This window comes from Marinobacter bryozoorum (assembly GCF_023156245.1).
GTDB lineage: Bacteria > Pseudomonadota > Gammaproteobacteria > Pseudomonadales > Oleiphilaceae > Marinobacter > Marinobacter bryozoorum.
Genome location: NZ_JAKZAH010000001.1, coordinates 1 through 26,205 on the forward strand (window position 1 = coordinate 1; position 26,205 = coordinate 26,205).

At 61.4% G+C, this 26,205-nt stretch carries 23 protein-coding genes; 16 read left to right on the top strand and 7 right to left on the bottom strand.

Annotated features, from left to right (window positions below; translation table 11 throughout):
• The 8 genes from ftsY to MLC59_RS00040 form a co-directional block, all read left to right on the top strand.
• On the top strand, positions 1–998 hold a 998-nt coding region (gene ftsY, locus MLC59_RS00005), incomplete at its 5' end, for a signal recognition particle-docking protein FtsY (RefSeq protein ID WP_248229912.1).
• Positions 999–1,050: 52 nt separating this feature from the next.
• On the top strand, positions 1,051–1,734 hold the full coding sequence (ftsE, locus tag MLC59_RS00010; protein WP_248229913.1) for a cell division ATP-binding protein FtsE: 684 nt from the start codon (positions 1,051–1,053) through the stop codon (positions 1,732–1,734).
• Entirely contained in the window at positions 1,731–2,741 is a 1,011-nt protein-coding gene (gene ftsX / locus MLC59_RS00015; protein WP_248229914.1) for a permease-like cell division protein FtsX, read from the top strand. The genes ftsE and ftsX overlap by 4 nt, the downstream gene beginning before the upstream one ends.
• A 372-nt stretch (positions 2,742–3,113) precedes the next feature.
• Positions 3,114–3,974 (top strand): RNA polymerase sigma factor RpoH, encoded by an 861-nt coding sequence (gene rpoH / locus MLC59_RS00020; protein ID WP_248229916.1) that lies wholly within the window; start codon positions 3,114–3,116, stop codon positions 3,972–3,974.
• Positions 3,975–4,051: 77 nt separating this feature from the next.
• The gene (locus tag MLC59_RS00025; RefSeq protein WP_248229918.1) at positions 4,052–4,963 is read left to right on the top strand and encodes an NAD(P)-dependent oxidoreductase; all 912 of its coding nucleotides are present in this window, start codon (positions 4,052–4,054) and stop codon (positions 4,961–4,963) included.
• Positions 4,964–4,965: 2 nt separating this feature from the next.
• The gene (gene hyi / locus MLC59_RS00030) at positions 4,966–5,757 is read left to right on the top strand and encodes a hydroxypyruvate isomerase (RefSeq protein WP_248229920.1); all 792 of its coding nucleotides are present in this window, start codon (positions 4,966–4,968) and stop codon (positions 5,755–5,757) included.
• A gap of 195 nt (positions 5,758–5,952) precedes the next feature.
• Complete coding sequence (locus tag MLC59_RS00035) at positions 5,953–6,633, top strand: winged helix-turn-helix domain-containing protein (RefSeq protein WP_091851950.1); 681 nt, start codon at positions 5,953–5,955, stop codon at positions 6,631–6,633.
• Entirely contained in the window at positions 6,620–8,074 is a 1,455-nt protein-coding gene (locus MLC59_RS00040) for a HAMP domain-containing sensor histidine kinase (RefSeq protein WP_248229923.1), read from the top strand. Before MLC59_RS00035 ends, MLC59_RS00040 begins: the two co-directional genes overlap by 14 nt.
• Here MLC59_RS00040 and MLC59_RS00045 read toward each other — a convergent pair.
• From MLC59_RS00045 to MLC59_RS00070, 6 genes are all read right to left on the bottom strand, one after another.
• Entirely contained in the window at positions 8,062–8,361 is a 300-nt protein-coding gene (locus tag MLC59_RS00045) for a hypothetical protein (RefSeq protein WP_248229925.1), read from the bottom strand. The two genes, MLC59_RS00040 and MLC59_RS00045, sit on opposite strands and share 13 nt — an antisense overlap.
• 300 nt (positions 8,362–8,661) lie before the next feature.
• The gene (greB, locus tag MLC59_RS00050) at positions 8,662–9,141 is read right to left on the bottom strand and encodes a transcription elongation factor GreB (RefSeq protein WP_248229927.1); all 480 of its coding nucleotides are present in this window, start codon (positions 9,139–9,141) and stop codon (positions 8,662–8,664) included.
• A gap of 6 nt (positions 9,142–9,147) precedes the next feature.
• Positions 9,148–9,456, bottom strand: a complete 309-nt coding sequence (locus MLC59_RS00055) for a site-specific integrase (protein WP_248229928.1) — start codon at positions 9,454–9,456, stop codon at positions 9,148–9,150.
• Positions 9,457–9,624: 168 nt separating this feature from the next.
• Complete coding sequence (locus tag MLC59_RS00060) at positions 9,625–9,888, bottom strand: acyl-CoA-binding protein (RefSeq protein ID WP_248229930.1); 264 nt, start codon at positions 9,886–9,888, stop codon at positions 9,625–9,627.
• 98 nt (positions 9,889–9,986) lie between these two features.
• Positions 9,987–10,556, bottom strand: coding sequence for a TetR/AcrR family transcriptional regulator (locus MLC59_RS00065; RefSeq protein WP_248229932.1), 570 nt, complete (start codon positions 10,554–10,556; stop codon positions 9,987–9,989).
• Between the two features lie 122 nt (positions 10,557–10,678).
• Positions 10,679–15,664 (bottom strand): diguanylate cyclase, encoded by a 4,986-nt coding sequence (locus MLC59_RS00070; protein ID WP_248229935.1) that lies wholly within the window; start codon positions 15,662–15,664, stop codon positions 10,679–10,681.
• A gap of 288 nt (positions 15,665–15,952) precedes the next feature.
• Between MLC59_RS00070 and acnA the strand changes: the two genes are divergently transcribed.
• The 8 genes from acnA to MLC59_RS00110 all read left to right on the top strand — a co-directional run bounded on the left by acnA (position 15,953) and on the right by MLC59_RS00110 (position 25,339).
• On the top strand, positions 15,953–18,715 hold the full coding sequence (acnA, locus tag MLC59_RS00075) for an aconitate hydratase AcnA (protein ID WP_248229937.1): 2,763 nt from the start codon (positions 15,953–15,955) through the stop codon (positions 18,713–18,715).
• A gap of 109 nt (positions 18,716–18,824) precedes the next feature.
• On the top strand, positions 18,825–19,145 hold the full coding sequence (locus MLC59_RS00080) for a DUF2288 domain-containing protein (RefSeq protein ID WP_248229939.1): 321 nt from the start codon (positions 18,825–18,827) through the stop codon (positions 19,143–19,145).
• A 7-nt stretch (positions 19,146–19,152) separates the two neighbouring features.
• Positions 19,153–19,524, top strand: a complete 372-nt coding sequence (locus tag MLC59_RS00085) for a PA4575 family protein (RefSeq protein ID WP_248229941.1) — start codon at positions 19,153–19,155, stop codon at positions 19,522–19,524.
• 36 nt (positions 19,525–19,560) lie between these two features.
• On the top strand, positions 19,561–20,469 hold the full coding sequence (locus MLC59_RS00090; protein WP_248229943.1) for a LysO family transporter: 909 nt from the start codon (positions 19,561–19,563) through the stop codon (positions 20,467–20,469).
• A 119-nt stretch (positions 20,470–20,588) separates the two neighbouring features.
• The gene (locus tag MLC59_RS00095; RefSeq protein WP_248229945.1) at positions 20,589–21,800 is read left to right on the top strand and encodes an EAL and HDOD domain-containing protein; all 1,212 of its coding nucleotides are present in this window, start codon (positions 20,589–20,591) and stop codon (positions 21,798–21,800) included.
• A 117-nt stretch (positions 21,801–21,917) separates the two neighbouring features.
• Positions 21,918–22,580, top strand: coding sequence for an SCO family protein (locus MLC59_RS00100; protein ID WP_248229947.1), 663 nt, complete (start codon positions 21,918–21,920; stop codon positions 22,578–22,580).
• Positions 22,577–24,085 carry a methyl-accepting chemotaxis protein gene (locus MLC59_RS00105; RefSeq protein WP_248229948.1) on the top strand — a complete coding sequence of 503 codons (1,509 nt, stop codon included), beginning with the start codon at positions 22,577–22,579 and terminating at the stop codon, positions 24,083–24,085. Before MLC59_RS00100 ends, MLC59_RS00105 begins: the two co-directional genes overlap by 4 nt.
• A gap of 114 nt (positions 24,086–24,199) precedes the next feature.
• Positions 24,200–25,339: an HDOD domain-containing protein gene (locus MLC59_RS00110; RefSeq protein ID WP_248229950.1), complete on the top strand. Its 1,140-nt coding sequence runs from the start codon at positions 24,200–24,202 to the stop codon at positions 25,337–25,339.
• Between the two features lie 21 nt (positions 25,340–25,360).
• Here MLC59_RS00110 and MLC59_RS00115 read toward each other — a convergent pair whose 3' ends face one another.
• The gene (locus MLC59_RS00115) at positions 25,361–26,179 is read right to left on the bottom strand and encodes a TatD family hydrolase (protein ID WP_248229952.1); all 819 of its coding nucleotides are present in this window, start codon (positions 26,177–26,179) and stop codon (positions 25,361–25,363) included.
• Positions 26,180–26,205 lie beyond the last annotated feature (26 nt).

A 26,205-nucleotide genomic window follows, 5' to 3' on the forward strand; every position in this document is an offset into this window, starting at 1 on the left:
AGCCAGAGCCAGAGCCAGAGCCAGAGCCAGAGCCAGAGCCAGAGCCAGAGCCAGAGCCAGAGCCAGAGCCAGAGCCAAAGGTCAGTGTCTTCCAGCGGATCAAATCTGGTCTTGGCAAGACCCGGGCCAGCCTGGGTTCAGGCCTGTCCGGGCTGTTCTCTCCCGGTGGCAAGGTGGATGAGGACCTGCTGGAAGAGATCGAGACTACCTTGTTGATGGCCGATGTCGGCGTCACGGCCACCACCGAAATCATCGACTCGCTGACTGAAAAGCTCAATCGCAGCCAGCTGAAAGATGGGGCCGCCCTCAAGGAAGCACTGAAAGCCGAGCTGCGCACCCTGCTGGCCGGCAGTTGTGAACCCCTGGCGATCAGTAACGACAACAAGCCCTGGGTCATGTTGATGGTTGGTGTTAACGGTGTTGGCAAGACCACGACCATTGGCAAGCTGACCCGCCAGTTCCAGGGCGAAGGTCGCAGTGTCATGCTGGCGGCAGGGGATACCTTCCGTGCCGCCGCGGTAGAACAGTTGCAGGTGTGGGGTGAGCGTAATGATGTCCCGGTGATTGCCCAGCATACCGGGGCAGACAGTGCTTCGGTCATCTACGATGCGGTCCAGTCCGCCCAGGCCCGGGGCATTGATGTCGTGATTGCCGACACGGCGGGCCGGCTCCAGAACAAGGACAATCTCATGGCTGAGCTGGAGAAGGTTGTCCGGGTCATGAAGAAGCTGGATGAGTCAGCGCCCCACGAAGTCATGCTGGTGCTGGACGCCGGCACCGGCCAGAATGCCCTGAGCCAGGCCCAGGTGTTCCAGCAGGCAGTGGGTGTCAGCGGTATTACCCTCACCAAGCTGGATGGTACCGCCAAGGGTGGCATCGTGTTCGCTATTGCCCGTCAGCTGGGGCTGCCGATCCGCTATATCGGTGTCGGTGAGCAGGTGGAAGACCTGCGACCCTTTGAGCCGGAAAGCTTTGTGGATGCGCTCTTTGACGACTGAATGACCGCACCACGAGTGTGCCGGCGAAAACCGGAACAGGACCCAGGCTGTAATGATCGAATTCCGTCAGGTTACCAAACGCTATGACAGTGATCATACGGCCTTGCGCCATGTTTCCTTCGAGCTTGGCCGGGGCGAGCTGGCGTTCCTCACCGGCCATTCCGGAGCCGGTAAGAGCACCCTGCTTAAACTGATCCTGTTGATGGAGCGCCCCACCGCCGGTGAGGTACGGGTTGGGGGGCAGCTCCTGAACACCATGCCCCGGCGTCAGATTCCCTATGTCCGGCGTCATATTGGCGCGGTTTTCCAGAACCACCAGTTGCTGTTCGACCGGACGGTGTTCGACAACGTGGCCATGCCGCTGGAGGTGATGGGTGTCTCTCACGGTGACATTGGTCGTCGTGTCAGGGCTGCCCTGGACAAGGTGGGCTTGCTCAGCAAGGAGAAGATGAACCCGGTACAGCTCTCCGGCGGTGAGCAGCAGCGGGTGGGCATTGCCAGGGCGGTGGTCAACAAGCCACCGGTGCTGCTGGCGGATGAGCCCACCGGTAACCTGGATCCGGAGCTCTCGGCGGACATCATGCATCTGTTCGAGCAGTTCAGTCAGGTCGGTGTCACGGTTCTGATCGCGACCCACGACATCGCCCTGATTGAATCCATGGGGCGGCGTCGGTTGACCCTGTCGCAGGGCGAGCTATTGGCCGGACAGGCTCGCAGGGCGGGGGCCAGGGCATGAGCCGTACGCCTCGCAAGCCGTCAGAGTCCCGCGCGCGGGGGGCCGGACCAAATCGTTCCTCCCTGTCCGGGGTGTTGGCCAGTTACCGCTCCCACCACCTGAAGGTGGCCCGGGACAGTGCCCATCGCCTGTTGGCGGCCCCGGTGGCCAGTGCCATGACCTGGGCGGTGATGGGTATCGCGCTGGCCTTGCCTGTGGGTCTGCTCCTTCTGCTGACGAGCCTTCAGGGGATCAGTGCCGGCTGGGAAAGCGCAGCGCGGGTTACCGTCTACCTGGGAGGCCAGGTGTCGGATGAAGGTGCCGGCCAGCTCCGCAGTCAGCTCACCGGCCGTGACGATGTGGCAGAGGTGGTGCTGATTCACCGTGACCAGGCGTTGGCTGAGTTCCGGGCCAACTCGGGGCTGGATGAAGCGCTGGATTACCTCGACGAAAACCCCTTGCCCCATACCCTGTTGGTGACCCCGGTGGACAGTGCCCGCAATGCCGCCGGTGTCGACCGGCTGGCCGGGCAGCTGGGGTCCCTCGAAGCGGTAGCCCGGGTGCAGGTCGATCTCGGCTGGTTGCAGCGGCTTGCCGCCATGACTGACCTGATTGCCCGGGCAGTCTGGGTACTCACCGTATTGCTGGCGGCGGCAGTGATACTGGTGATTGGTAATACCATTCGCCTGGCCATCGAGAACCGTCGGGACGAGATCCTGGTAGCCAAACTGGTGGGCGGTACCGATGCCTTCGTGCGCCGGCCATTCCTCTATACCGGTGCATGGTACGGCCTGGGTGGCGGACTGGTCGCCGTGGCCATACTGCAGCTTGCTATCTGGTGGCTCAATGGCCCGGTGCGCGAACTGGCGGTGCTCTACAACAGCGAGTTCTCCCTCAGGGGGTTGCCGCTGGACGGCGTGCTGGGATTGCTGCTGGTCGCCGTGGCCCTGGGTTGGGTGGGGGCCTGGCTGGCGGTGCGGCGGCACCTGGACGCCATCGAGCCGGGCGAGATAGCCGGGGCAGGTTAAAACGGACTTGTTACCGGTTGTTCATACGGCGCGGGCCGCGCTGTGTTAGGCTGGGAAAATCTGAGACCTGTTGGCACCCGTGGGGTGAATGCCGGCCAGGTTCAATCCGCTGTAGGGGAAAGACCGTATGGCTAGTTTCGGGGAATAGATCCTATTTTAGGTGCACGTTATCGATGTTACCCGGACATGGCCGTAAGTATGGGTCGCCGTCAGTGTTCGACGGGTAGGAGGCGACCAGGGTCAACACACAATGGTTTGAGTGCAGCTCTCTGATTTTACTTTAAAAAGCACTCTGGCCGGGAACTAATTTGCCACTTGGCTGTCACAGATATAGTTGTTATATTTGTGGGTTGCCGAGTACGGAGGAAACGAATGGGTACAGGTTTACAGTTAGCGGATCGTCTCGTCCCGGGTGCCAACCTGGAAGCCTACATCCAGGCTGCCAGTCGCATACCGGTACTCACCGCGGACGAAGAACGTAAGCTTGCCGAACGCCTCCACTATGAAGGAGACGTTGATGCGGCGCGTACGCTGGTGCTTTCACACCTGCGTTTTGTCATCCACATTGCCCGCAGCTATTCAGGCTACGGCCTGGCGCAGGCAGACCTGATCCAGGAAGGCAACGTCGGACTGATGAAGGCCGTCAAGCGCTTCAACCCCGAGTACGGGGTGCGCCTGGTGTCCTTTGCGGTACACTGGATCAAGGCGGAGATTCACGAATTTATCCTGCGCAACTGGCGCATCGTGAAGGTGGCAACCACCAAGGCCCAGCGCAAACTTTTCTTTAACCTGCGCAGCCAGAAAAAACGTCTGGCCTGGCTGAACCAGGAAGAGCTGAACGCCGTTGCCCATGACCTGGGTGTTGAACCCCGTGTGGTCCGTGAGATGGAAGGCCGCCTGGCCTCCCAGGATACCGCCTTCGATGGTCCCCAGGACGATGACGACGACAACGCTTACCAGGCGCCGGCCTACTACCTGGAAGACCGTCGCAGTGATCCAGCGGTTCAGCTTGAGCAGTCCGACTGGACCGAGGATTCCAACGGTCGCCTGATGGAGGCGCTGCAGAGCCTGGACGAACGCAGCCAGGATATCCTGCGGGAGCGCTGGCTGACCGACAGCAAGTCCACGCTGCACGAGCTTGCGGATAAATACGGTGTTTCCGCCGAGCGTATCCGCCAGCTGGAAAAGAACGCGATGAAGAAGATCCGGGTGCAAATGGCCGAGGCGGCCTGATCGTCCACGGATCGTGACCTGAAAACGCCACCGGCCTGCCTGCTGGTGGCGTTTTTGTTTGCAGGGAGAAAATTCCGATGGCATCCCCCCATATTGCCTTCCTGGGTATTGGCCTGATGGGTGCACCCATGGTGCATAACCTGCTGGCCGCCGGCTTTCCCTTGACCCTGTGGAACCGCACCGCAAGCAAGTGCGAACCGTTTGCAACCCGTGCGACCATAGCCGCCACCGCGTCCGAAGCCGTTGCCGGGGCAGACGTGGTGATCACCATGCTGGAGAACGGTGATGTCGTGGAATCGGTGCTGGTGGAACAGGGCGCCATGACGGCCCTGAAGGCAGGCGCAGTACTGGTGGACATGAGCTCGGTCCAGCCCTCCCTGGCGCGGCGCCATGCCGCGCTGGCGGCTGAACAGGGTGCCGGCTACCTGGATGCCCCGGTTTCCGGTGGTACCCGCGGCGCCGAGGCTGGCAGCCTGAGCATCATGGCCGGGGGTGACAGTGAAACCCTGGAGCAGGCAAGGCCGGTTCTCGAAGCCCTGGGCAAAGTGACCCACATCGGGCCGGTGGGTGCCGGCCAGCTGGCCAAGCTGGCGAACCAGGCCATTGTCGGGGTGACCATTGGTGCGGTGTCAGAGGCCTTGCTGCTGGCAGCCAGGGGCGGCGCCGATCCGGCAGCCGTGCGGGAGGCCCTGATGGGTGGGTTTGCCGGCAGCAAGATCCTGGAGCAGCATGGCCAGCGAATGATCGACCGGGACTTTGCTCCCGGGGCTCCCGCGCGGATTCAGCTCAAGGACCTGCGCATGATCCTGGATGAAGCCCGCTCGGAAGGGTTGACCCTGCCCCTGGCCCAACAGGCCCACAATGGCTACCTGTCCCTGGTGGCCAATGGCCATGCGGATGTGGACCACAGTGGTTTGCTGCTGGAACTGGAACACGTCAATGGCGCTCGCATGGGTGGTTTCGCTCCTGGTGTGAAAGGGGAGGGCTGACCATGCCTCGTTTCGCCGCCAACCTGACGTTGCTGTTCAATGAAGTCCCCTTCGAAGACCGGTTTGCCGCCGCCCGGGCTGCCGGCTTCACCGGGGTGGAGTACCTGTTCCCCTATGCGTGGCCCGAAACCCTGCTGGCCGGTAAGCTGCGGGAAAACGGCCTCACCCAGGTGCTGTTCAACCTGCCCCCCGGTGACTGGGATGCGGGTGAGCGGGGCATCGCCGGACTGCCGGGGCGGGAAGAGGAATTCCGCCAGGGTGTAGACCAGGCTATCCGCTACGCCCGGGCCCTGGATTGCAAACAGCTCAATTGCCTTGCCGGCCTCGCACCCGCCGGTGCCGATCCTGAACAGCTCTGGTCCACCCTGCGGGAAAATGTCGGCTGGGCGGCAGAGCGGCTGGCGCAAGAGGGTATTACCCTTTGCCTGGAGGCGATCAACTCCCGGGTAGATATGCCGGGCTTCCTGCTGGACACCTCTGACAAGGTGTTGCGGCTGATGGACGAAGCAGGGGCAGACAACGTACGGCTGCAGTACGATCTCTACCATATGCAGATTATGGAGGGTGACCTGATCCGGTCCCTGCAGCGACTGATGCCACGCATCGGCCATATCCAGTTTGCAGACAATCCGGGTCGCCATGAGCCAGGCACCGGTGAGATTAACTTCCGCTCCATCTTTCAGGCCCTGGACGATGCCGGCTACACTGGCTGGGTAAGCGCGGAATATCGGCCAAAAGGGCGTACCGAAGGGGGGCTGGGCTGGCTGCAAGCGGCTTCCGGGACCATAGTGTGACCGTCGTCATTGGCGACACCCTCTTACAGGATCGTAACTGGCAGCCAATCATGACAGCCCTTACTCTGGGCAAACATTAACAAGGGGAGCCCGGGCCTGGCGCCTGTTTGACCGGCCCGCAGCGGGGTACCACCCCCGAGATCCAGGCCTCTTCTTGCGGTACAGTGGTTACTCAGTCAGGCGGGAGGAAGACCGGTGAAAGCACTGGTAATCGAAGACGATCAGGACGTAGCAAGCTACCTGGTAAAAGGGCTCAAGGAGTCCGATTTCGTGGTGGATCACGCAGCTGACGGCAAGGAAGGGATGATGATGGCCGCCAGCGAAGACTACGACATCATGATTGTGGACCGGATGTTACCGGGTATGGACGGCCTGTCCATCATCAAGACGGTACGGGCTACCGGCAACCAGGTCCCGGTGCTTATCCTCAGCGCCCTGGGGGACGTGGACGACCGGGTTGAAGGCCTTCGTGGCGGCGGCGATGATTACCTGACCAAGCCCTTCTCGTTTACCGAGTTGCTGGCCCGCATCGAGTCGCTGGTTCGTCGCAACCGCCAGTCGGCCGAAACGGAAACCGTACTGAAAGTCGCCGACCTGGAGATGGACCTGCTGGCCCGCACCGTCAAGCGCGCCGGACAGAACATCGACGTCCAGCCCCGGGAGTTCCGGCTACTGGAGTACCTGATGCGCAACGCCGGCCAGGTCGTCACCCGTACCATGTTGCTGGAGAAAGTGTGGGACTACCATTTCGATCCCCAGACCAACGTGATCGACGTGCACATCAGCCGTCTACGGGCCAAGATCGACAAGGAGTTTGATACCCCTCTGCTCCAGACAGTCCGGGGTGCGGGATACATGCTGCGTGAAACTGCTTAGTCAGCTAAGAACCTCTACATTCCAGCTGGCCCTGCTTTACATGGTGGTGTTTGCCACCTCGGTGTTCCTGTTGCTGGCGTTCATTTACTGGCGAACGGCCGGCTTCATGACCGCCCAGACCGATGAAACCATCGAGGCGGAAATTGCAGGGCTGGCGGAGCAATACCGGGGTCGGGGCGTAAATGGCCTGATCACGATCATCCGTGAGCGGGTGGCCCGCGACCCCAATGCCAAATCCCTCTACCTGCTCACCACCGACGAATACCTCAAACTGGCCGGTAACCTGAACGGCTGGCCGGTGGAATCCCAGTCCCAGGGCAGCTGGATCAATTTCACGCTGGATGAGAGCCTCGGCTGGACCGGTCCGCCACGCCAGGCAAGGGCCCGCATCTTCGAGGTGCAGGGCGGCCTGCGGCTGCTGGTGGGGCGCGACGTGGACGACCTCAATACCCTCAAGGCCCTTATCGAAACGGCCATCAACTGGGGTATGGGTATTACCCTGGCGCTGGCGTTGCTCGGCGGCTTCATGATGAGCCGCAGTACCACCCGGCGCATCGAGGTGATCAACAACACCTCCCGCAAGATCATGAATGGTCACCTGTCCCAGCGCATCCCCACCCGGGGCACCCAGGATGACTTCGACCAGCTGGCGGAAAACCTCAACCAGATGCTGGACCGGATCGTGTACCTGATGGAGGGTATACGGCATGTGTCTGACAGTATTGCCCACGACCTGCGCACCCCCCTGACCCGCCTCCGTAACCAGCTGGAAACCACCCTTATGATGGTGGACAACGACGAAGCCCGGGACCAGGCCGCGAAGGCGGTGGCCGAGGCGGACCAGTTGCTGGCCACCTTCAACGCGCTGTTACGGATTGCCCGGCTGGAAACCCGGGGCAATACCACCGCCGACCTGCGGCCGGTATCCCTCGGTTCGCTGGTGCAGGACGCCTGTGAGCTCTACGAGGCGCTCTCGGAGGACAAGTTCCAGACCTTTACCCAGGACATCGACGACGAGGTGACGGTGGAGGGCGACCGGGACCTGCTGTTCCAGATGGTCAGCAACCTGATCGACAATGCGATCAAGTACACCCCGGAGGAAGGGGAGATCGTGGTGAAGGTCCTGAAGGAGAACGACTCGGCGATCTTCGAGGTGGCCGACAGTGGTATCGGTGTTCCCGATGACGAGAAGGACCAGATTTTCCAGCGCTTCTACCGGGTGGGCAAGAGCCGGTCACTGCCCGGGAACGGCCTTGGTCTCAGTCTGGTCAGTGCGGTGACCGAGATACACCAGGGCACCATCGGTGTGTTCGATCACCATCGCGGGGCTGAGTTCCCGGGCTTGCGGGTGCGGGTTACGGTGCCCCAATACACTCCCCGGAAGCGTCGCGTCAAATCTGTGGCCGCCAATTCAGGGCAGCCAGAAGATCACTCTGCCTGAGACTTGTCATCACTACGACGAAACCGGTTAATACGCTCGGCGACAGGCCTTAACACCGGTGAGCCGTCCCGCTCCAGGCTATCCAGTAACCCACCTGCCTGGCGGCGATAGCGCTCCAGCCGGGTTTGCAGGCTCTCCCACTCTCCTTCCAGGTGATGTTGTTCAGCCATCAGAAAGGCGGCGATGTTATGGCGGTTGACCTTGTCGGTGATGCCAAGGCGATCGAGCTGGTGACCGACGGTGTCGACGCCTTTCAGGGCCGCCTGTGTGAGCTTCTCTGTATTCATAACGTTGCTTCCTCAACGGCGAGGTAACTGTCCACGAGTACTCTCATCATGGGGCCGGGACGGCGACTATACAAGCAGCCAGCGTCGACGACAGGCACTCGTTTGTGGCCTTGGTTGCGCCTGAAATAAATGTCATTACGCGGCCATTTCCGGTTAACAGCCCTTGTGGATAATAGTCAGGGCAGTCATGAAGCAGGCAACGAAGGTTCCGCCTGCTTCTCCCTCCAGCACAGCGCTAGCCTTGACCCCGCCTTTGCGGGGTTTTTTTCGGGTGCAGGAAAGTGGCGGCGGGCTGGTTGCTCAGCCGGGCTTTTCGTACTGGATCTCGGTGACGTACCAGGTAGCCGGCCCTTCCGGTGTCTGTACCAGGGCTTCGTCATCCACCTGTTTTTTCAGCAGCGCCCTGGCCATAGGGGAGTCAATGGAGATGAAACGCTTGTCCAGATCCAGTTCGTCGTAGCCGACAATACGAAAACGGCGGACCTGGCCTTCCTCGTTCTCGACTTCCACCCAGGCCCCGAAAAACACGCGCCCCTCCTGTTCCGGAGCGTAGTCCACCACCTGGAGTTCCCGTGATCGCCGCTCCAGGTAGCGGAAGCGGCGGTCAATTTCACGCAATCGCTTCTTGTTGTACTGGTAGTCAGCGTTCTCGGAGCGATCGCCAAGGCTGGCGGCCCAGGTTACCTTGCGGGTCACCTCGGGGCGCTCCACACGCCACAGGTGTTCCATCTCCGCTTTCAGCGCCTCGAATCCGGCGCGGGTGATCAGACGGGCGCGCATGGGAGATCAGGCAGTTTCAGCCACCGCTTCGTGTTTGTGAAGTACGTCGGCATAGAAAAAAAACAGTGCCTGCCGGGCCTGGTTGAGCCGGGCACGGGAGACCTGTATGCGATCCTGGAGATAGAGCAGGAAGAGCTGCTGGTCGGCACTTTCCAGGGCCTCCGGGGTCTTCGGCTGGTGGAAAAGGACGAACCGGGCAATCCAGTGAAGATAGGTCTGCTGGGTGCGCTGGTTCAGTTGCTGGTGGCGAATGGCGTCCTGCACTCGCTGAAACAGGCCGGGTTCGCTCTGTTCAAGCGCTTCGGTCAGATGCATGGTAATTCCTGCTGATGGTTCGCGGGCCGCTTACCGGCCCTGTTGTTCTTATAGTGGCGGCATCATATGACAAACGCTTTAATACCGCAAAAACCATCATTGGGAAATCGGGGTCGCTGAGGTTACGGCTTGTTCAGGCCTCCCCTCGGCATGAATCCGGGGCACCTTTCAGTTGCGAAATTCTGCCAGTCGATCGATATATCGCTGCATCGCGTCTTCCCGGGACATGCCCCTGAGCTGCTGCCGGGCATCGAACTTGGCCCTGCCCACAAAGTCCATCATACCCGGGCGCTTGCCGGTGACATCTCCCTCGGTGGCCTGCTTGTAGAGGGCATAGAATTCCAGTTTCTGTGCGTTGGATGGGCTCTGGTCGCCGCGCCCGCCCTGTATGTAATCCACCGCTTCGTTAAAGCGGGTTTCAAGATCGCTCATGGCCGTTTCCCTGATCTTTTGTAAAGAGATCCGATAGCAGTCTGTCACGGAAGTATAGCGCCCGCTATCCGGCTATGGCCATGCCTACGCAGCTGATGTCAGCTGCGCTCCTCGTCAATAAGCGTCAGTAGCTGATCGCGGGTGGACTGGAGGATGCGCTCTGACAGGGTCTTATCGCTGACACTCCGTGCCAGCACAAGGCCGCCGACCATGGCTGACAGGATCAGAAAGCTGCGTTCTTCCCGCCTGTCCTTTCCCAGCCCCTCCTGAATCAGTGTCAGTCGGTCCTGCACAATCCGGTCGGTGGATTCACTGGGCCGACCAAGCTGGCCCAGTTCTGCTGATACGGTAGGCAATGCACAACCCTGCCCCGGGGAATCCCGGTGGGTGCGGGAAAGATACCGGCTGATCAACGTTGCCACCGGTGTAGCGGTCTCATGGACCCGGGCGGTCTCTTCGTCCATTTGACGGGCCGCCTCCTGGAGGGCGGACTCAACCAGGTCGTCCTTTGACCGGAAGTGCGCATAGAAGCCGCCATGGGTGAGCCCCAGGGTCTTCATAAGCGGCTGCAGGCCGGTGTTGCTGATGCCCTGTTCCCGGAACTGCCGGGCAGCTTCGTCAAGTATACGTTGACGGGTTTTCTCCTTCCGGTCGGGCGAGTAACGCATCGGAAGCCTCCTGGAATCGGGTTTGCCACGGACTACCGAAGCCCGCGGCATGGGTGCCGATATGCTACACCGAAAGCCGGGGCCGGTCAGCGCCTGGCCGGCGTGTTGCCAGGGTCGGTTCCTTAATCAGCCACGGTAAGCTGGTTTCGCCCATTGGCCTTGGACTTGTACAGTGCTGTATCCGCTTTCTTGATCAACTGCTCCGGGTCCGGGTGCATGGCATCCGCCGTCGCCAGCCCCAGACTGACCGTCACCCCAAGCACCTCATCATCCACCTTCACCTGGTGCCACTCTATCGCTTTACGAATTCGCTCTGCCACCACCGTGGCTTCCTCCTTCCCGGCGCCGGGCAGAATTACCACCATTTCCTCACCACCGTAGCGAGCCGCCGTATCGTTCTCGCGGGAACTCGCCCTGATCAGATCTGCCACCTCCCGCAACACCTGGTCACCCAGCTGGTGACCCCAGGTATCGTTGAACCGCTTGAAATGGTCGATATCGATCAGCACCAGCGACATCTCCCGGTTGAACCGGGCTACACCGGCCAGCTCCTGGCGCAGCATGTTCTGGAAATAATCGTGGTTGAACAGGTTGGTCAGGCCGTCCACCGCTGCCTTGCGGGAAAGTTCCAGGCGACCGGCAGCCGCGACCGAGATTATCTCCAGGGCACCAATCCGTGCCTCCGTGAAACAGTTGCTGATGTGGTTATTCTCCAGGTACAGCAACCCGATCAGCGTCCGCTGCTCTCCCTGACCAATGGCAATGGGCAGGCACAGGATTGAGCGTACCCGCTCCCGCAGGATGTACTCCTCCCGGTCCAGTCCCGGCACCGGGCTGTTCACCGCCAGGGCATCGGCCACTACGACGCTCTCCTGTGTGCGGCTCACATAGTTCACCGTAGCCCGGGACACCGACTCGCACTGTTCCAGTGGCGACGACTGCAGAATCACGGTTTCGTCGGAATCCACGGAGGCCTCCGCCTCGATACGCAACTTGCCGTCGCCATCCCTCAGGGCCAGGATGGCCCGCTGGGCACCGGCAAACTCGATGGCGATATTGATGACGGCCTCAACCATACGGCTGTGGATCTGTTCGTCCGCGATGGCCTTGAGCGCTTTCATCAGGGACATCATATCCACTTCTGCCATGGGCATGGCCCGGGTGCCTGTGTGGGCAGCGGTCGGGCGAGTCTCTGCCAGTTCCGGGTAGCGTCGCTCCAGGTGTTGCACTACCGCATGGGCGCCCCAGCGCCGGTACAGGTCACGGGCACGGCTGAGGTAGGGCATGCCGATGGTTGCCCTGCCGGCATTGACATGCATCGTACCGCAGAGCCGACAGGCCAGGGCCTGCTCATCGATAAAGCCCTGCTTCCCGGCGAGGGCAATGGCCTCGTCATAGGCATGGTGGGCCTCGAAGTCACGGCGTTTGTAGTGCAGGAGCTCTGCCTGTAAGAGTTGGTACTTGTTGGCCATATTGTCCGGACAGTTTCTGGCTTCGGCTCGCAGCACTTTCAGGTCTTTGCGGGCCAGGCTGAGGTAGCGCCGGCGCAGGCGGGCAGAGGTTACTGTACGGGCGTTCTGTACCAGGGCCATGGCGCGGATGAACCGGGCCCAGCGACTGCCGAAGAAACCTTCCGTACCATACCTGGAGCTGGTCAACTGTTCGGCAATGTTGGCACTGTGTTCATGGTAGACGTCACTGTCGAACAAATAGTGCAGGTACAGGGCCCGGGACAGCACCTGCTCAATGACGGCATTGTCTGAAGATGCACGGTGCCGTGGCAGCATTTCGTGGATATCGTATGCATCGCCCGAGAGCTCGCCAGGGCGTTTGCTCAACCCTCTCAGGTTGCGGATGAACTGCAGCCTGGCTTCGTGGTGATGCAGTACAGAGCCGAGGTGCAGGGCCCGGAATTGCGCCAGTTCCTGCGCGGTCTGTTGCTCCAGCTTTTCCAGGTCATAACCACCATAACTCAGGTAATCACCCTGTACGGTTGCCGCGTGTACCGCGTATTCGAAGTCGCCGTTCTCCATGCACATGCGGCTGGCCTGGCGCAGCAAGTCAAATGTCTTGTGGAGCGGCTCTTTCCAGTGCTGGATCAGGGATGCATAGAGGTGCAGCACCCGGCCCCGGCGGCTGTTGAAGCGTTCACTCAGGTCTACGGCCAGCTTGCCCAGCCTGATGCCGGTTTCGGCGTCATGCAGGTCCCTTGCGTACATCATGCCCAGTATCGAGAAGCTGGTTGTGGTTTCCGGACTGTGGCCGTACTCCAGTGCCAGTTCGGCGCCCCGGATACAAAGCAGGGGTAGCAACATCGGTTCGGCAAACATGCTGGCACTGCCGATGACGCCGCCGATACGCCCTGCGGCCCGTTGTTCAGCGGAACTCATATCGGGCTTGTCCATCAGCGCCTCAAGATTGACCGTTTTCAGGCGGCTCTTGAGTTTCAGGAAGCGATAGATCACATGGCTGCGGCGCGGGTGGCGGGGATATCTGTGCCCGAGTTCAGCCAACAGGGGCAGGGCGGTGTCGATAGCCTTGGGCAATTCACCCAGGGTGATCAGGTGAGCGATCCAGGTTTCATGGAAAGCAACGCGGCCCAGCAAGTCCCTGGATTGGCTCAATCCCGTATCCACCAGGACCTTGAGACCGGTACCGTCACCCACATGGGCTGCGGCTTCGGCGGCGGCACTGTATGCGCTCAGGGCTAGCGCGTAATCCTGCTCCCAGCCTTGCTCCCCGAGCAGCAATATCGCTTTCTGAAAGTGGTTGTAGGCGATGGGGTAGGACGCAGCCTGGCGGGCGCGGTAACCGGCTTCCAGGTTCAGCCGGGAAAGTTCCCGCCTCTCCTCCGGGTTCTCTATCAGGCCGGCGGCCATGTTCATGTGGGTGACGATGGCAAACAGCCGGTCCTTGCGCTCCATGGGGTCCAGGTTGTGCAGCAACTGGCGGCCGATTTCCAGGTGGGTGGCCTGGCGTGTGTCGGCGTCTACCAGCTGATAGGCGGATTCCTGGATGCGGTCGTGGGTAAAAGCGAATTCAACGGTAACCCGGCCGGCGTCGTTGGCCCGGGACAGTTCGGTCAGCTGGTAGCTGTCACGCACCGGTGTGACCAGCCCGGCATGGGTCGGAGCCTCCAGGGCAGCGGCAATGTCACCTGGTGGCTGCCCTGTGATCAGGGCAAGCATGGTGACAGAGAAACGGCTGCCGGCACAGGAGGCCAGTCGCAGCAGCTCCAGGCTTTTGTCTGGCAGGCTCTTTAGCTTGCGGGTCATCAGCCCGGCGACGTTGTCGGTGATTTGCTGCTGGCTCAGCCGGGTGATATCCCATACCCAGCGACTCGCGGCGGGGTCATAGGTGATGTGGCCCAACTCATGCTGATCCTTGAGGAATTCTTCTACGAAGAAAGGGTTGCCCTCGGTTTTCTGGTGTACCACCCGGGCCAGGGGTTCCACCTCGCCCGTCGTGGTCATGAGGGTGTCGGACAGCAGCCGGCAGATATCCGGCACCGAGAGCGGTTGCAGCGAGATATGGGTGAGGTAAACGTCGGTGCCCTGCATCTGTTGCAGGGTTGCCATCAGGGGGTGGTCCGGGGTGACCTCGTTGTCCCGGTAGGCGCCCACGACCAGCAGGCGGTCACCTTCCACCTGGTCAACCAGCAGGTCCGCCAGTTGCAGGGTGCTGGTATCCGCCCACTGGAGGTCGTCCAGCACCAGTACGAGTGGGTGATCGGCATGGCTGAAGACGCGGATAAAGTTGAACAGGGTCAGGCGAAAACGCTGTTCCGACTCGGACGCCCCCACGGCCGCAAGCCTTGGCTGGGGACCGATGATCAGTTCCAGCTCCGGGATCATCTCGGTCATCAGAACGCCGTTGGGCCCCAGGGCGTCGGTGATGCGCCTGCGCCAGTAGGCCAGCCGCTCATCGCTCTCCGTCAGCACCTGCTGTACCAGGTCCCGGAGGGCGACGGTCAGGCCGCTGTAGGGAACATCCCGATGTACCAGGTCGAACTTGCCCACGGTGAAATAGCCACGGCGGGCGGTCACCGGTTTGTGCAGTTCGTTGATCAGGCGGCTCTTGCCGATGCCGGAGCGCCCGGCCACCAGGGCCAGCGACATACGATCGTAAGCCTGCTCGAAGGCGGTGAGCAGTTGTTGCACTTCCTTCTCGCGCCCATAAAGTCGTTGGGGGATGCGGAAGTGGTCCGGTACGTCATGCCTGCCCAGGGGGAATGGCTCTATCGAGGCTTTGGCGTTGATTTGTCGATAACACTGTTGCAGATCATGCAGCAGGCCGGCAGCACTCTGATACCGCTGTTCGGCGGTCTTTGCCAGCAATTTCATGATCAGGTCGGACAGCACCCGGGGGATGCTGTTGTTGAGGTCCGCTGGCGCAACCGGCGTGCGGGCGATATGACAGTGGAACCATTCGATGGGCTCGTCGGCTGAGAACAGTGGCCGTCCGGTGACCAGCTCATAGAGGGTGGCGCCGAGAGAGTAGAAGTCTGAGCGGTAATCCACCGCCCGGTTCATCCGACCCGTTTGCTCGGGGGACATATAGCCCGGGGTGCCGGGAACGGTAGTGGGGTGGCTCAGGCCGGACTGCTCGCTCTGTTGGCGGGTGGAGATACCGAAGTCGATCAGGCGGATGGCCTTGGACTTGCTGTTGACCAGGATGTTGGCCGGATTGATGTCCTTGTGGACGATGCCTGCCCCGTGCAGGTGTTTGAGGGCCGTGGCCATGGCGGTGGCAATGCCGACGCAGGCTTTCAGGTTGATCCGTCGATGGGCGGTGATCCGGTCAAGGGACTGGCCGCCGATATCCTCGAGCACCAGTGCCGGCAGTTCGCCAATCCGGGTCAGTTCATGGGCCTGGATCAGGTAGCTGCCTTTTGCAGCCCGCAGGATCTCGTATTCGTGCTGCAGCAGGGCGATGCTTTCCCGGGTGACATCTTCCGGCCTGAGGGTTTTGATGACCACGTTTCCGCCATCGGATTCCCGCACTGCCCGGTAAATCCGGGTGTTCCCCCCTTCGGCAATTTCCTCCGTAAAGCGGTAACCGGCAGGCGCATCGATAGCCTGGCGGGCAACCCGGGTGCTGGCAGTCATGGTGTGGGGCTCCTCCGCTATTTTTTTTACTATTATGACGGAACTGGCAGGCAAAACATGTAAGGGAAAGTAATCGAATAGTGAGTGTTGCTACTGTCTACTCATGCACAGAAATGGCATTTCGGGTGATCGGGGTTGAAGTCCCGTTAATTGCTGCAATAGTTAAGAGAGATTTCCCCGAAGCTATCTTTCAGGGCAGGCTACCGTAGAGCATAGAAAAAAATCGGTGGCCGGGGCCCGGCCAGATGACGCCTTCACGCATTTGACGATCAGAACAGGAGGCAACACATGTCGAATGACGGTATCAGCAACGACAGTTACAACACCCTTTCCACCCTCGATGTGGACGGCAAGACCTACCACTATTACAGCCTGCCCAAGGCCCAGGAAACGCTGGGTGACCTGGAACGGATGCCCTTCTCTCTCAAGGTTCTGACGGAGAACCTGCTGCGTTTTGAAGACGGTGTGACCGTCGAGGAGAAGCACCTGGAAGCCATGGTCCAGTGGCTGAAGGATCGCCGCTCAGACACCGAAATCCAGTTCCGTCCGGCACGGGTGCTGATGCAGGACTTCACTGGTGTGCCCGGGGTAGTGGATCTGGCGGCCATGCGTGCGGCAGTGAAACAGGCCGGCAAGGACCCGGCGCTGATCAATCCCCTGTCGCCGGTGGACCTGGTCATCGACCACTCGGTGATGGTGGACAAGTTTGGTGACGCGTCGGCCTTCAAGGACAACGTCACTATCGAGATGGAGCGCAATCAGGAGCGCTATGAGTTCCTGCGCTGGGGCCAGCAGGCCTTTGACAATTTCCGGGTGGTCCCGCCGGGCACCGGTATCTGCCACCAGGTTAACCTGGAATACCTGGGCAAGACCGTGTGGCAGAAAGAGCAGGGTGGCAAGACGTTCGCCTACCCGGACACCCTGGTGGGTACCGACTCCCATACCACCATGATCAACGGCCTGGGTATCCTCGGCTGGGGTGTGGGTGGTATCGAGGCGGAAGCCGCCATGCTGGGCCAGCCGGTATCCATGCTGATTCCGGAAGTGATCGGCTTCAAGATCACCGGCAAGCTCCGTGAAGGCATCACTGCCACTGACCTGGTCCTCACAGTGACGGAAATGCTGCGCAAGAAAGGCGTGGTAGGCAAGTTCGTGGAATTCTACGGCGACGGCCTCAAGGATATGCCGGTTGCCGACCGCGCCACCATCGCCAACATGGCCCCGGAATACGGTGCCACCTGTGGTTTCTTCCCGGTGGATGACCAGACCCTGACCTACATGAAGCTGACCGGTCGCGACGATCACCAGCTGGAGCTGGTCAAGGCCTACGCCAAGGCCCAGGGCCTGTGGCGGGAGCCGGGTCATGAGCCGCTATACAGTGACACCCTGGAGCTGGACATGGGTGATGTCGTGGCCAGCCTGGCCGGTCCCAAACGGCCCCAGGACCGGGTGCCCCTGACCCAGATGAAGTCCGCTTTCGAGCTGGTGATGGAAACCGCGGAGGGCCCCAACCAGCTCCGTGAGGAGAAGCTGGAGTCCGAGGGTGGCCAGACTGCCGTGGGCGTTGATAACAGCTACGAGCACCATGCCAGCCAGCCCCTGAACCTGGACGGCGAGGAATCCCGTCTGGACCCGGGCGCGGTGGTCATTGCCGCCATTACCTCCTGTACCAATACCTCCAACCCCAGCGTGATGATGGCGGCCGGCCTGATTGCCCAGAAGGCCGTGGAAAAGGGCCTGAGTACCAAGCCCTGGGTGAAGACCTCACTGGCGCCGGGCTCCAAGGTGGTCACCGATTACCTCAAGGTGGGCGGCTTCCAGGATGACCTGGACAAGCTTGGCTTCAACCTGGTGGGTTACGGCTGCACCACCTGCATCGGCAACTCCGGCCCGCTGCCGGAGGCGGTGGAAAAGGCCATTACCGACGGCGACCTGACAGTCGCGTCTGTGCTCTCGGGCAACCGGAACTTTGAAGGCAGGGTGCACCCGCTGGTGCGCACCAACTGGCTGGCGTCACCGCCGCTGGTGGTCGCCTATGCCCTGGCAGGCAACGTTCGCGTGGACCTGAGCAAGGATCCCCTGGGCACTGACAAGGACGGTAACCCGGTTTACCTGAAGGACCTCTGGCCCAGCCAGCAGGAAATCGCCGAGGCGGTAGAGAAGGTGAAAACCGACATGTTCCGCAAGGAATACGCGGAAGTCTTCGACGGTGATGAAACCTGGCAGTCCATCAAGGTGCCGGAGAGCAAGGTGTATGAGTGGTCGGACAAGTCCACCTACATCCAGCACCCGCCGTTCTTCGAAGGTCTCGGGCCTGAGCCGGATGCCATCGAGGATATCCGCGATGCCAACATCCTGGCATTGCTGGGGGACTCGGTGACCACCGACCATATTTCGCCCGCCGGTTCCTTCAAGGCCGACACGCCTGCCGGGAAATACCTGCAGGAGCACGGGGTGGAGCCGAAAGACTTCAACTCCTACGGTTCCCGTCGTGGTAACCACGAAGTGATGATGCGGGGTACCTTTGCCAACGTCCGCATTCGCAACGAGATGCTCGATGGCGTGGAAGGGGGCTACACGAAGTTCGTGCCCACCGGCGAGCAGATGGCCATCTACGATGCCGCCATGAAGTACCAGGAGCAGGGCACGCCGTTGGTGGTTATCGCCGGCAAGGAGTACGGCACCGGTTCCAGTCGTGACTGGGCGGCCAAGGGCACCCGCCTGCTGGGGGTCAAGGCCGTGGTGGCGGAGTCCTACGAGCGCATCCACCGCTCCAACCTGATCGGCATGGGCGTGATGCCCCTGCAGTTCCCGGAGGGTGTGGATCGCAAGAGCCTGAAACTCACCGGTGAGGAGACCATCAGCATTGAAGGCCTGTCCGGCGATATCCAGCCGGGCCAGACCCTGAAAATGACGGTCACCTACAAGGACGGCTCCACGGAAACCTGCGACCTGAAGTCCCGCATTGATACGGCTAACGAGGCGGTTTACTTCCGCCACGGCGGTATACTGCATTATGTGGTGCGGGAAATGATTCGCCAGGCCTCGTAGGCTTTCACCCCAGCCGGGTTGAAACCCGCCCGGCCGGCGGCGTACTTGCCGCCGGCCGCCTTTCATGCGACGCTCTTCGCTGAACACGCTGTTGTTTTCGAGGACGAGCATGACATCCCCCCGATCCCGCGACGAAATCAGGGCTTCCCTGAACCTGGAAACCTCCCGTATCGGCTGGCGTGAGCTGCAGACCTACTACGCCCGTGGGCATGTGGTGCGGGTGGCGCCGGAACTGGACCTGCTGGACGTGGCCGCCGAGCTGACGGCGGACAACAAGGCGCAATTCCAGCACTGGATGAGCCAGGACCAGGTGGGCGATGTCAGCCCGGACCTGGCCCGCGCCTGGTATGACCGGGAAGCAGAACTCTGGGCCGTGGTGGTGGCACCCTGGGTACTGGTCCAGGACCGACACGACCAGAAGCTGCACTGAGCCCGCCATGAAACTGCACTACTTCCATGGCCGCACACCCCTGCATACGCTGGTGCTCTGGCAGGGCAGGCGTCGCCTGGAATTGCATATCAAAAAGGTCGCCGGTGATGTCTGGTCCGTGGTGATACTGGCCGGCGGACCGGATGGCCAGCCGGAAATAACCCGCTGCCGGGGGCCTTACCGGGACCGGGAGAAAGCCGAGGCGGCGTTGCGCCAACTTGCCGGCAACCTGCTGGAGCAAGGCTACAACCCCAACCGTGACGAACCCGTGCAATGGACCGTTTGCGCCCAGCGCCTGGCCCGGGATCTCCGGCAGCAAGCGGAAGCCAACGAAGGCCAGTACCGTTTCGACCCCGAGCAGCCTGAACCTACGTTCTGACCCCGACCCTGACCCTTCATCTGAAAAGAGACTGCCATGCTGGCCGGTGCCCTGCTGATTCTGTTGCCATTGTTTCTTGGCTTTGCCATTGCGCTGAACAACCGGACCTTGATGACCGTGATCCACCACAGCGTGGATGGCCTGGTGTATTTCATCCTGGCGCTGCTGGGCGTGGGTCTGGGACAGATGGAAGGCCTGGGCCAGCAGCTGACTGCCATGGCGGTACAGGTCGGTTTGCTGGTGGCGGGTCTGCTGGTGCTGAACCTGGCGGGACTTTGGCTATGGCACCGCTGGCAGCCCATGCAGGTGGACGCCGGCACGGTGGCCGGTAGCACCAGTTATCGGCGTCTCTTCCTGGCGGCCGCAAAACCGCTGGCGGCGGTGCTGGCAGGGCTGCTGGCCGGCTGGTTCCTGCTCCCGGCCCTTGGCTGGGTGGAAGACCTGGCGACGTGGGCGTTGATGTTACTCCTGTTCCTGATCGGCCTACAGCTTCGTAATGCCGGGCTGTCGCTGCGGCGGCTGTTGCTGAATCGGCAGGGGCTGGGCATCGCGGTATGCCTCGCACTCAGCTCCCTGCTGGCAGGCGTGATGCTCGCCCCGGTATTACAGGTGCCGTTGTTCCAGTCACTGGCACTGACCGCCGGTTTTGGCTGGTACTCCCTCTCCGGTATTGTGATTGGTGACGCCCTGGGGCCTGCCTGGGGCGGGGTAGCCTTTCTCAATGATGTGATCCGGGAAATCATAGCCCTGGCACTGATCCCGTTGATAATCGGCCGTCGCCCCGCCATGGCCATCGGCTATGGCGGGGCCACCGCCATGGACTTCACCCTGCCGGTGATTCGTAGTAGTGGCGGACTGGACTGTGTGCCGGTGGCGATTGCTTCCGGTTTTATCCTGTCGTTTATATCCCCGGTGCTGATGGGACTTTTCCTGTCGATGGTCTGACCGGTCAGGGGTTGTTGCCTTTTTGTAAGCGTCGGGCGCATGATTCGCTGGTCCGTCTGTGCGTAGCCTGCGTACAAGCCGGAAAGGGGGATTTATTCAGGGACTATGGAAACGGCGTAATGGCATCACAGACATTGCTGGCTGCGCAGCCCATTTACAACCGGGACAGCCAGATGGAAGCGGTGGAGCTGCTCTACCGGAATGACCTTGGCCAGAGTGCCCTTGCCGTTGGCGAGCAGCAGGCGACCAGTGAGCTGCTATTCAATTTTTGCACCGGCATCACGGACCATAGTGCCCATTATGGTACCCGGGCCTATATCAATGTGTCCGCTGATCTTTTGCTTTCCGGCATCGTGCTGCCGGTGGATCCGGACATGGTCCTGGTTGAACTGGTGGAGCGTATTGATCCGACCCCGGAACTGGTTGCAGCGGTGCGCCACTGGCATGAGGCCGGTTTCCGCTTTGCGCTGGACGACTTTGCCTTTGACGACACCTGGGCACCCCTGCTGGAGATGGCGGAAGTCATCAAAGTGGACGTGTCCCAGTTCACTCCGGAAATAGTGGCGGAGTATAAAAGCCGCCTGGCCCATCTGCCGGTTCGGTGGCTGGCAGAAAAGGTTGAGGACCAGGAGACCCGTGACCAGTACCTGGCCATGGGATTCGACCTGTTCCAGGGGTACTTCCTTGCCCGCCCGAAGCTGATTTCAGGTCAGAAAATGTCCCCCTCCGGTATCCAGCTGACCCGGCTATTGGCATTACTGTATCAGCCGGACCCGGATATTGGTGAACTCACCCGGGTGCTGTCCGAGGACCCTGACCTCTCCCTGAACCTTGTCCGTATTGTGAACAGTCCGCTGTACCGTGGCTCGGGCAAGATTGCCTCGGTGCGGGAAGTGGTTATGCGACTTGGGCTGACCAACCTGCGCCATTGGGTTGCCATGCTAAGCGCCATGCAAACGGTTAACCGGGAGCAGGCTCGCCTGGTACTGACCCGGGCCCATGTCTGTGAGGCCCTTGCAGGGCGGGTGCGGGTCAATGCCCCTGACCGGGAGGAGGCCTTCCTCACAGGGCTGCTGTCTGGCGCGGAGATTATGCTGGGAGTGCCCGCCGATGAGTTTATCGACACGCTGGAGCTCCATAACAACATCCGCAAGGCCATTCTGTATCGAAAGGGCCCCCTGGGGCGGGTGCTACGCCTGGCCATCACCCTGGAGCAGGCTGTGGCTATGGGGACTGGCCTGGATAAGTGTGACACACGCCTGCTCAGGATCTATGACCATGCTGCCAGCCGGGTGCAGCGGCTTATCCGTGAGCTTCACGGCCCCGTATAAGCGAATATACCTGCCAGGCATCCGGATTTCCCGATTCTGCGTACAACCCGTACAGATTATTAAAAGGCCGTCATATCAATATAGCGGCTTGGCGTGGTTTACAGGCAGGTAAGGGCTTTGGCTACAGGAATACGCTCCGGCGGGCGGCGATGGCTGCCTGCTATCCTCTTCATCGTGGTACTGCTTACGGTGCTGGCCCTGTTGCCGGTACTGCCTTCGCTGTTGTCCGGTACAGGGTATTACGGTTTGCGGATGGATCTGCCTGCCGCGCCCCTGGTCGAGCCTGGCCGGTCACTTCAAGTACCTCCGCAAGACGGCCTGTCCGTGGTTTTCTTCGGGTATCAGAGCTGCGGCACCGTGTGTCCGGTCCAGCTGACCAACCTCCTTACCCTGCAGCAGCGACTGGCTGGTGCCCCGGTTAACTTCGTGTTTGTGACCCTGGACCCGGAGCGTGACAGCCGGTCGCGGCTGGACCAGGTGATGGCGTCGTTGGGGCCGAAGTTTGTTGCGGTTCGTCCTGAGTCGGGCGCGGCTGCCCGGAACCTGGCCAGTGCTTACAACGACTACGCTCACCGGGTGGGTGGTGGCGAGGCCTACGAGCTGGGCCATTCTGCCCACCTGCATGTGGTGTCCAGCCGGGGGCGTCGCGAGTTGCTCTACACCACTCCCGACCTTGATATGGATCGGGTCACGGAAGACCTGAATCGATTACTCTCTGAACAGCCTGCGACGTCGCTCGCTGAGCACCCGAATCCAGCACCGGAGTTGGCAAGCCAATGATGTCTGATACCGATTTTTCCCGCCGGGACGCCCTCAGCAGTGACCGGCAAATGCTCTGGATCCTGCTGGCCCATGTGCCGGTGGTCGGGTTGCTGGTTCCCATCGGTTATGGAACGCATGCCTTCGCCATCTTGGCATCGGTGCTGCTCGGCCTGGTCGTTGCCGGGGCTTATGGGACGCTGCGTGGTTCCCGGGGATTCTCGGTGGTCGCCGCTGCGGCCCTGATGGTGTTCTCCGCCATCATGATCCAGGCCCAGATGGGGCGCATCGAAATGCACTTCCATATTTTCAGTGCCCTGGCCCTGGTGATGGTGTATCGGGACTGGCTGCCGATCCTGGTGGCGGCCGGGGTGATTGCCGTTCACCACCTGTTGCTGACGGCCTTGCAACTGTCCGCAATCAGTATAGGTGACATGCCCCTGATGATCTTCAACTATGGCTGCAGCTGGTCCATCGCCTTCCTGCATGCGGCGTTCGTTGTTTTCGAGGCCGGTATCCTGATTTTCTTTGCCATCCGCCTGGGGCGCGAGCGGCAGGTGACCCACAATATCATGGAGCTGGTGGAGCGATTCCGTACGGACGGCGACCTGAGTGGTCGCCTGGACGGCAGCTCTGACGACACCGCGCGGGCCTTCAACAGCATGCTTGACCAGTTTTCCGGGCTGATCCGCGAAGTAGGCTCGCTGTCTGCCCGGCTACGCAGTACCGCCGGAGCCCTGGACACCATGAGTGACCGTACAACCAGCATCCTCGGTGAACAGAATGACCGGCTTGGCCAGGCCGCCAGCGCCACGGAACAGATGACGGCGACGGTACATGATGTGGCCCGTAATACCCAGCAGGCCTCGGAGGCCTCTGCGGAGGCTTCCCGGTCAGCGGATTCCGGCAGTCAGCGGGTTGGTGAAGCGGTAGCGCTCACCGAGGCCACCGACCAGGCCCTGCAGTCCTCCGCCGAGGCCGTCAATACGCTGGTGTCCAACGTGGGCAGTATTGGCCAGGTGGTCGGTGCCATCAACGATATTTCCGAACAGACCAACCTGCTGGCCCTGAATGCCGCCATTGAAGCTGCCCGGGCCGGAGAGCAGGGGCGGGGCTTTGCCGTGGTCGCCGATGAAGTACGCAACCTTTCCCGCCGCACCCAGGAATTCACGCGGGAGATTGGTGCCACCATCGACACCCTGTCCACAGGGGCTGAGGCCGCCCTGGCCGCACTGGAGATGGGGCAGACCCGGTCCCGGGAAACCACCGTTGCCATCAGGGACACAGGGGCGGCCATCGACACCATCCGCCAGGCGATCACCCAGGTTACCGACCTGAGCCTGCAGATTGCCTCCGCCACCGAGCAGCAGGCGGCTGCGTCGGTGCACATCAACGAGAGCGTCCAGGGCGTGGCAAGCCAGAACGAGGATGTGGTCGGACAGGCACAGGATGTGCGCAGGCTGGCCGCAGAGCTGGAGCAGCTGGTGACGGGGATGAACCGGCTGATCGAAGGCTGCCGGGCCTGAGAGCGGGAATGCCGGAGAACGCACGGATTGAATAGGCGACCTGTGGTTAATATGGTAGTTTCCTGATAAAGACGATACTCAACGGCCGTATACACGATAGTGGTAACCTGACCCATGAACGTAATGATCCTGGATGCGGATGTTCCCCTGGCGGAACTGATGGAAACCCTGGTCTCCGGGCTTTTCTCCCGGGCCCGGGTCCACAGTTATCGCTCCCTGGCCGAGGCCCGGGCGGACCTGGAAACGTTGCGCCCGGAGCTGGTGGTGTGTGACTGGGACCTGCCTGACGGTCGGGGCCTCGACCTGGTGCGGGCCGTTCGCCGGCTGGACCGGGACGTGCCGGTGCTGATGGTTTCCGAAAAGGTTGACCGGGAGCGGGTGCTGGCGGCCGGGCGCCTGCATATCCAGGGGTTTGTACCGAAACCATTTACCGCGACCGCCATGCAGGAGCGCCTGAAAACCCTGATTCCAGCGGGACACCCGGATGGTCCGGAAATGAGCTTCGAACTCATGTTGCGTCGGGCCCGGGACACCCAGACCTATCTGCCGGCCGAGCTGGATCCGGCCAGTGTGATGGCCATGGTGGAACGGGCAGGGGAGCTGTCGGTGGGCGACCTGGCGGAGGCCTGGAAGAGCCAGCCTGCGGTTACAGCGAGGTTGCTCGACGTGGCAAATACCAGTGCCCTGCGCCGTTCCGGGGAACCCTGCAGCAGTCTGCGGGAGGCGATTCGGTTGTTGGGTATCCGCATGAGCCTCAACCACGCCCTGGCGCTGGCCCTGGATATCTCCCATCGCCTGTCGGACCCGGTGCTGAAAGACCTCGCAAACGATCAGGTGTCAAAGAGTGCTGAGCTGGCGGAGCTGGCCAGCCGTATGGCCCGCAAGGTGGGCGTGGATACCCCCCTGTGCTACACCGCCGGGCTGCTGCACAGGATCGGTGAGCTGGCCGTGATCAGTACGGCACAGCAGTTCATTGCGGCGGACGGTGCGCTTGACGATGATGAAATCGAGCGGGCCCTCCATGAATGGAGTGGTCCCCTGGGAAATGTACTCAAGGTGGCCTGGCGACTGCCGTTGCCGCTACGCAACCTGATTGGCGCCTGCTACATGTTGCCCCGGGGCACGGGGGAGCGGGACAAGGCTCTCATGCGCGCAGCCTGGTTGATGTGCAATGACATGGAAGAGAGTGAGGAGTGTGACCGCCTGTTGGGCCGGCTGGGGCTGGACGCGGCCAGCGCCCGGGCGCCAGCCTGATCCTTGCGGTATGCCCGGATATCAGTGGCTCGCCTCTACCGGGAAAAACGTGCGCATGCTGGCCTTCCAGGTCGCGTCCAGTACCTGTTCCAGCGGCAACTCCTTGACCTCGGCAACCTTCTCCGCCACGAAGGGCAGGTAGAAGGGCGCGTTTTCCCGTCCCCGGTAGGGCACCGGTGTCAGGAAGGGCGAATCGGTTTCCAGCAGAATCTGGTCGATGGGCGTCATGCGCACGATGTCCCGCACATTCTCCGCCTTGTTGAAGGTGGTGATACCGTTGAAACCCAGGCACCAGCCCTGATCCAGGGCGTATCGGGCCAGCCCCGGCCCGGATGTGAAGCTGTGAATCACGCCCCGGCGTTTCAGCGTGCCCTCGAACTCTGACAGGATGGCGATGGTGTCGTCGTCTGCCTCACGACTATGAATAACCACCGGCTTGTCCAGGTCTGACGCAATCTGCAGCTGGCGCCGAAACACCTGGCGCTGTACATCCCGGTCGGCGTTGTCGTAGAAATAGTCGAGACCGATCTCGCCCACGGCCACGATCTTGTCGTCGGTGGCGTGCTCCCGGATTTCCGCTTCGCAGGCGTCCGAGTAGGCTTCCGCCTCATGGGGGTGAATGCCCTGGGTGCCGTACAGCCAGGGCTGTTGCTGGCTGAGTGAACGCACCTGGGCCAGGTTGTCCGGGGATACCGCAATGGTAATGACCCGTTCGATGTTGACACTGCGCAACTTCTCAAGGGTTTCCTCCAGGGGGCGGTCCTTGAGGTAATCGAGGTGGCAGTGGGTCTCGATCAATGGCTGATCAAAAACCGGAATTTCTCGTTTCTTGCGACTCATAACTGCTAACCTGATCGTAAATAAGA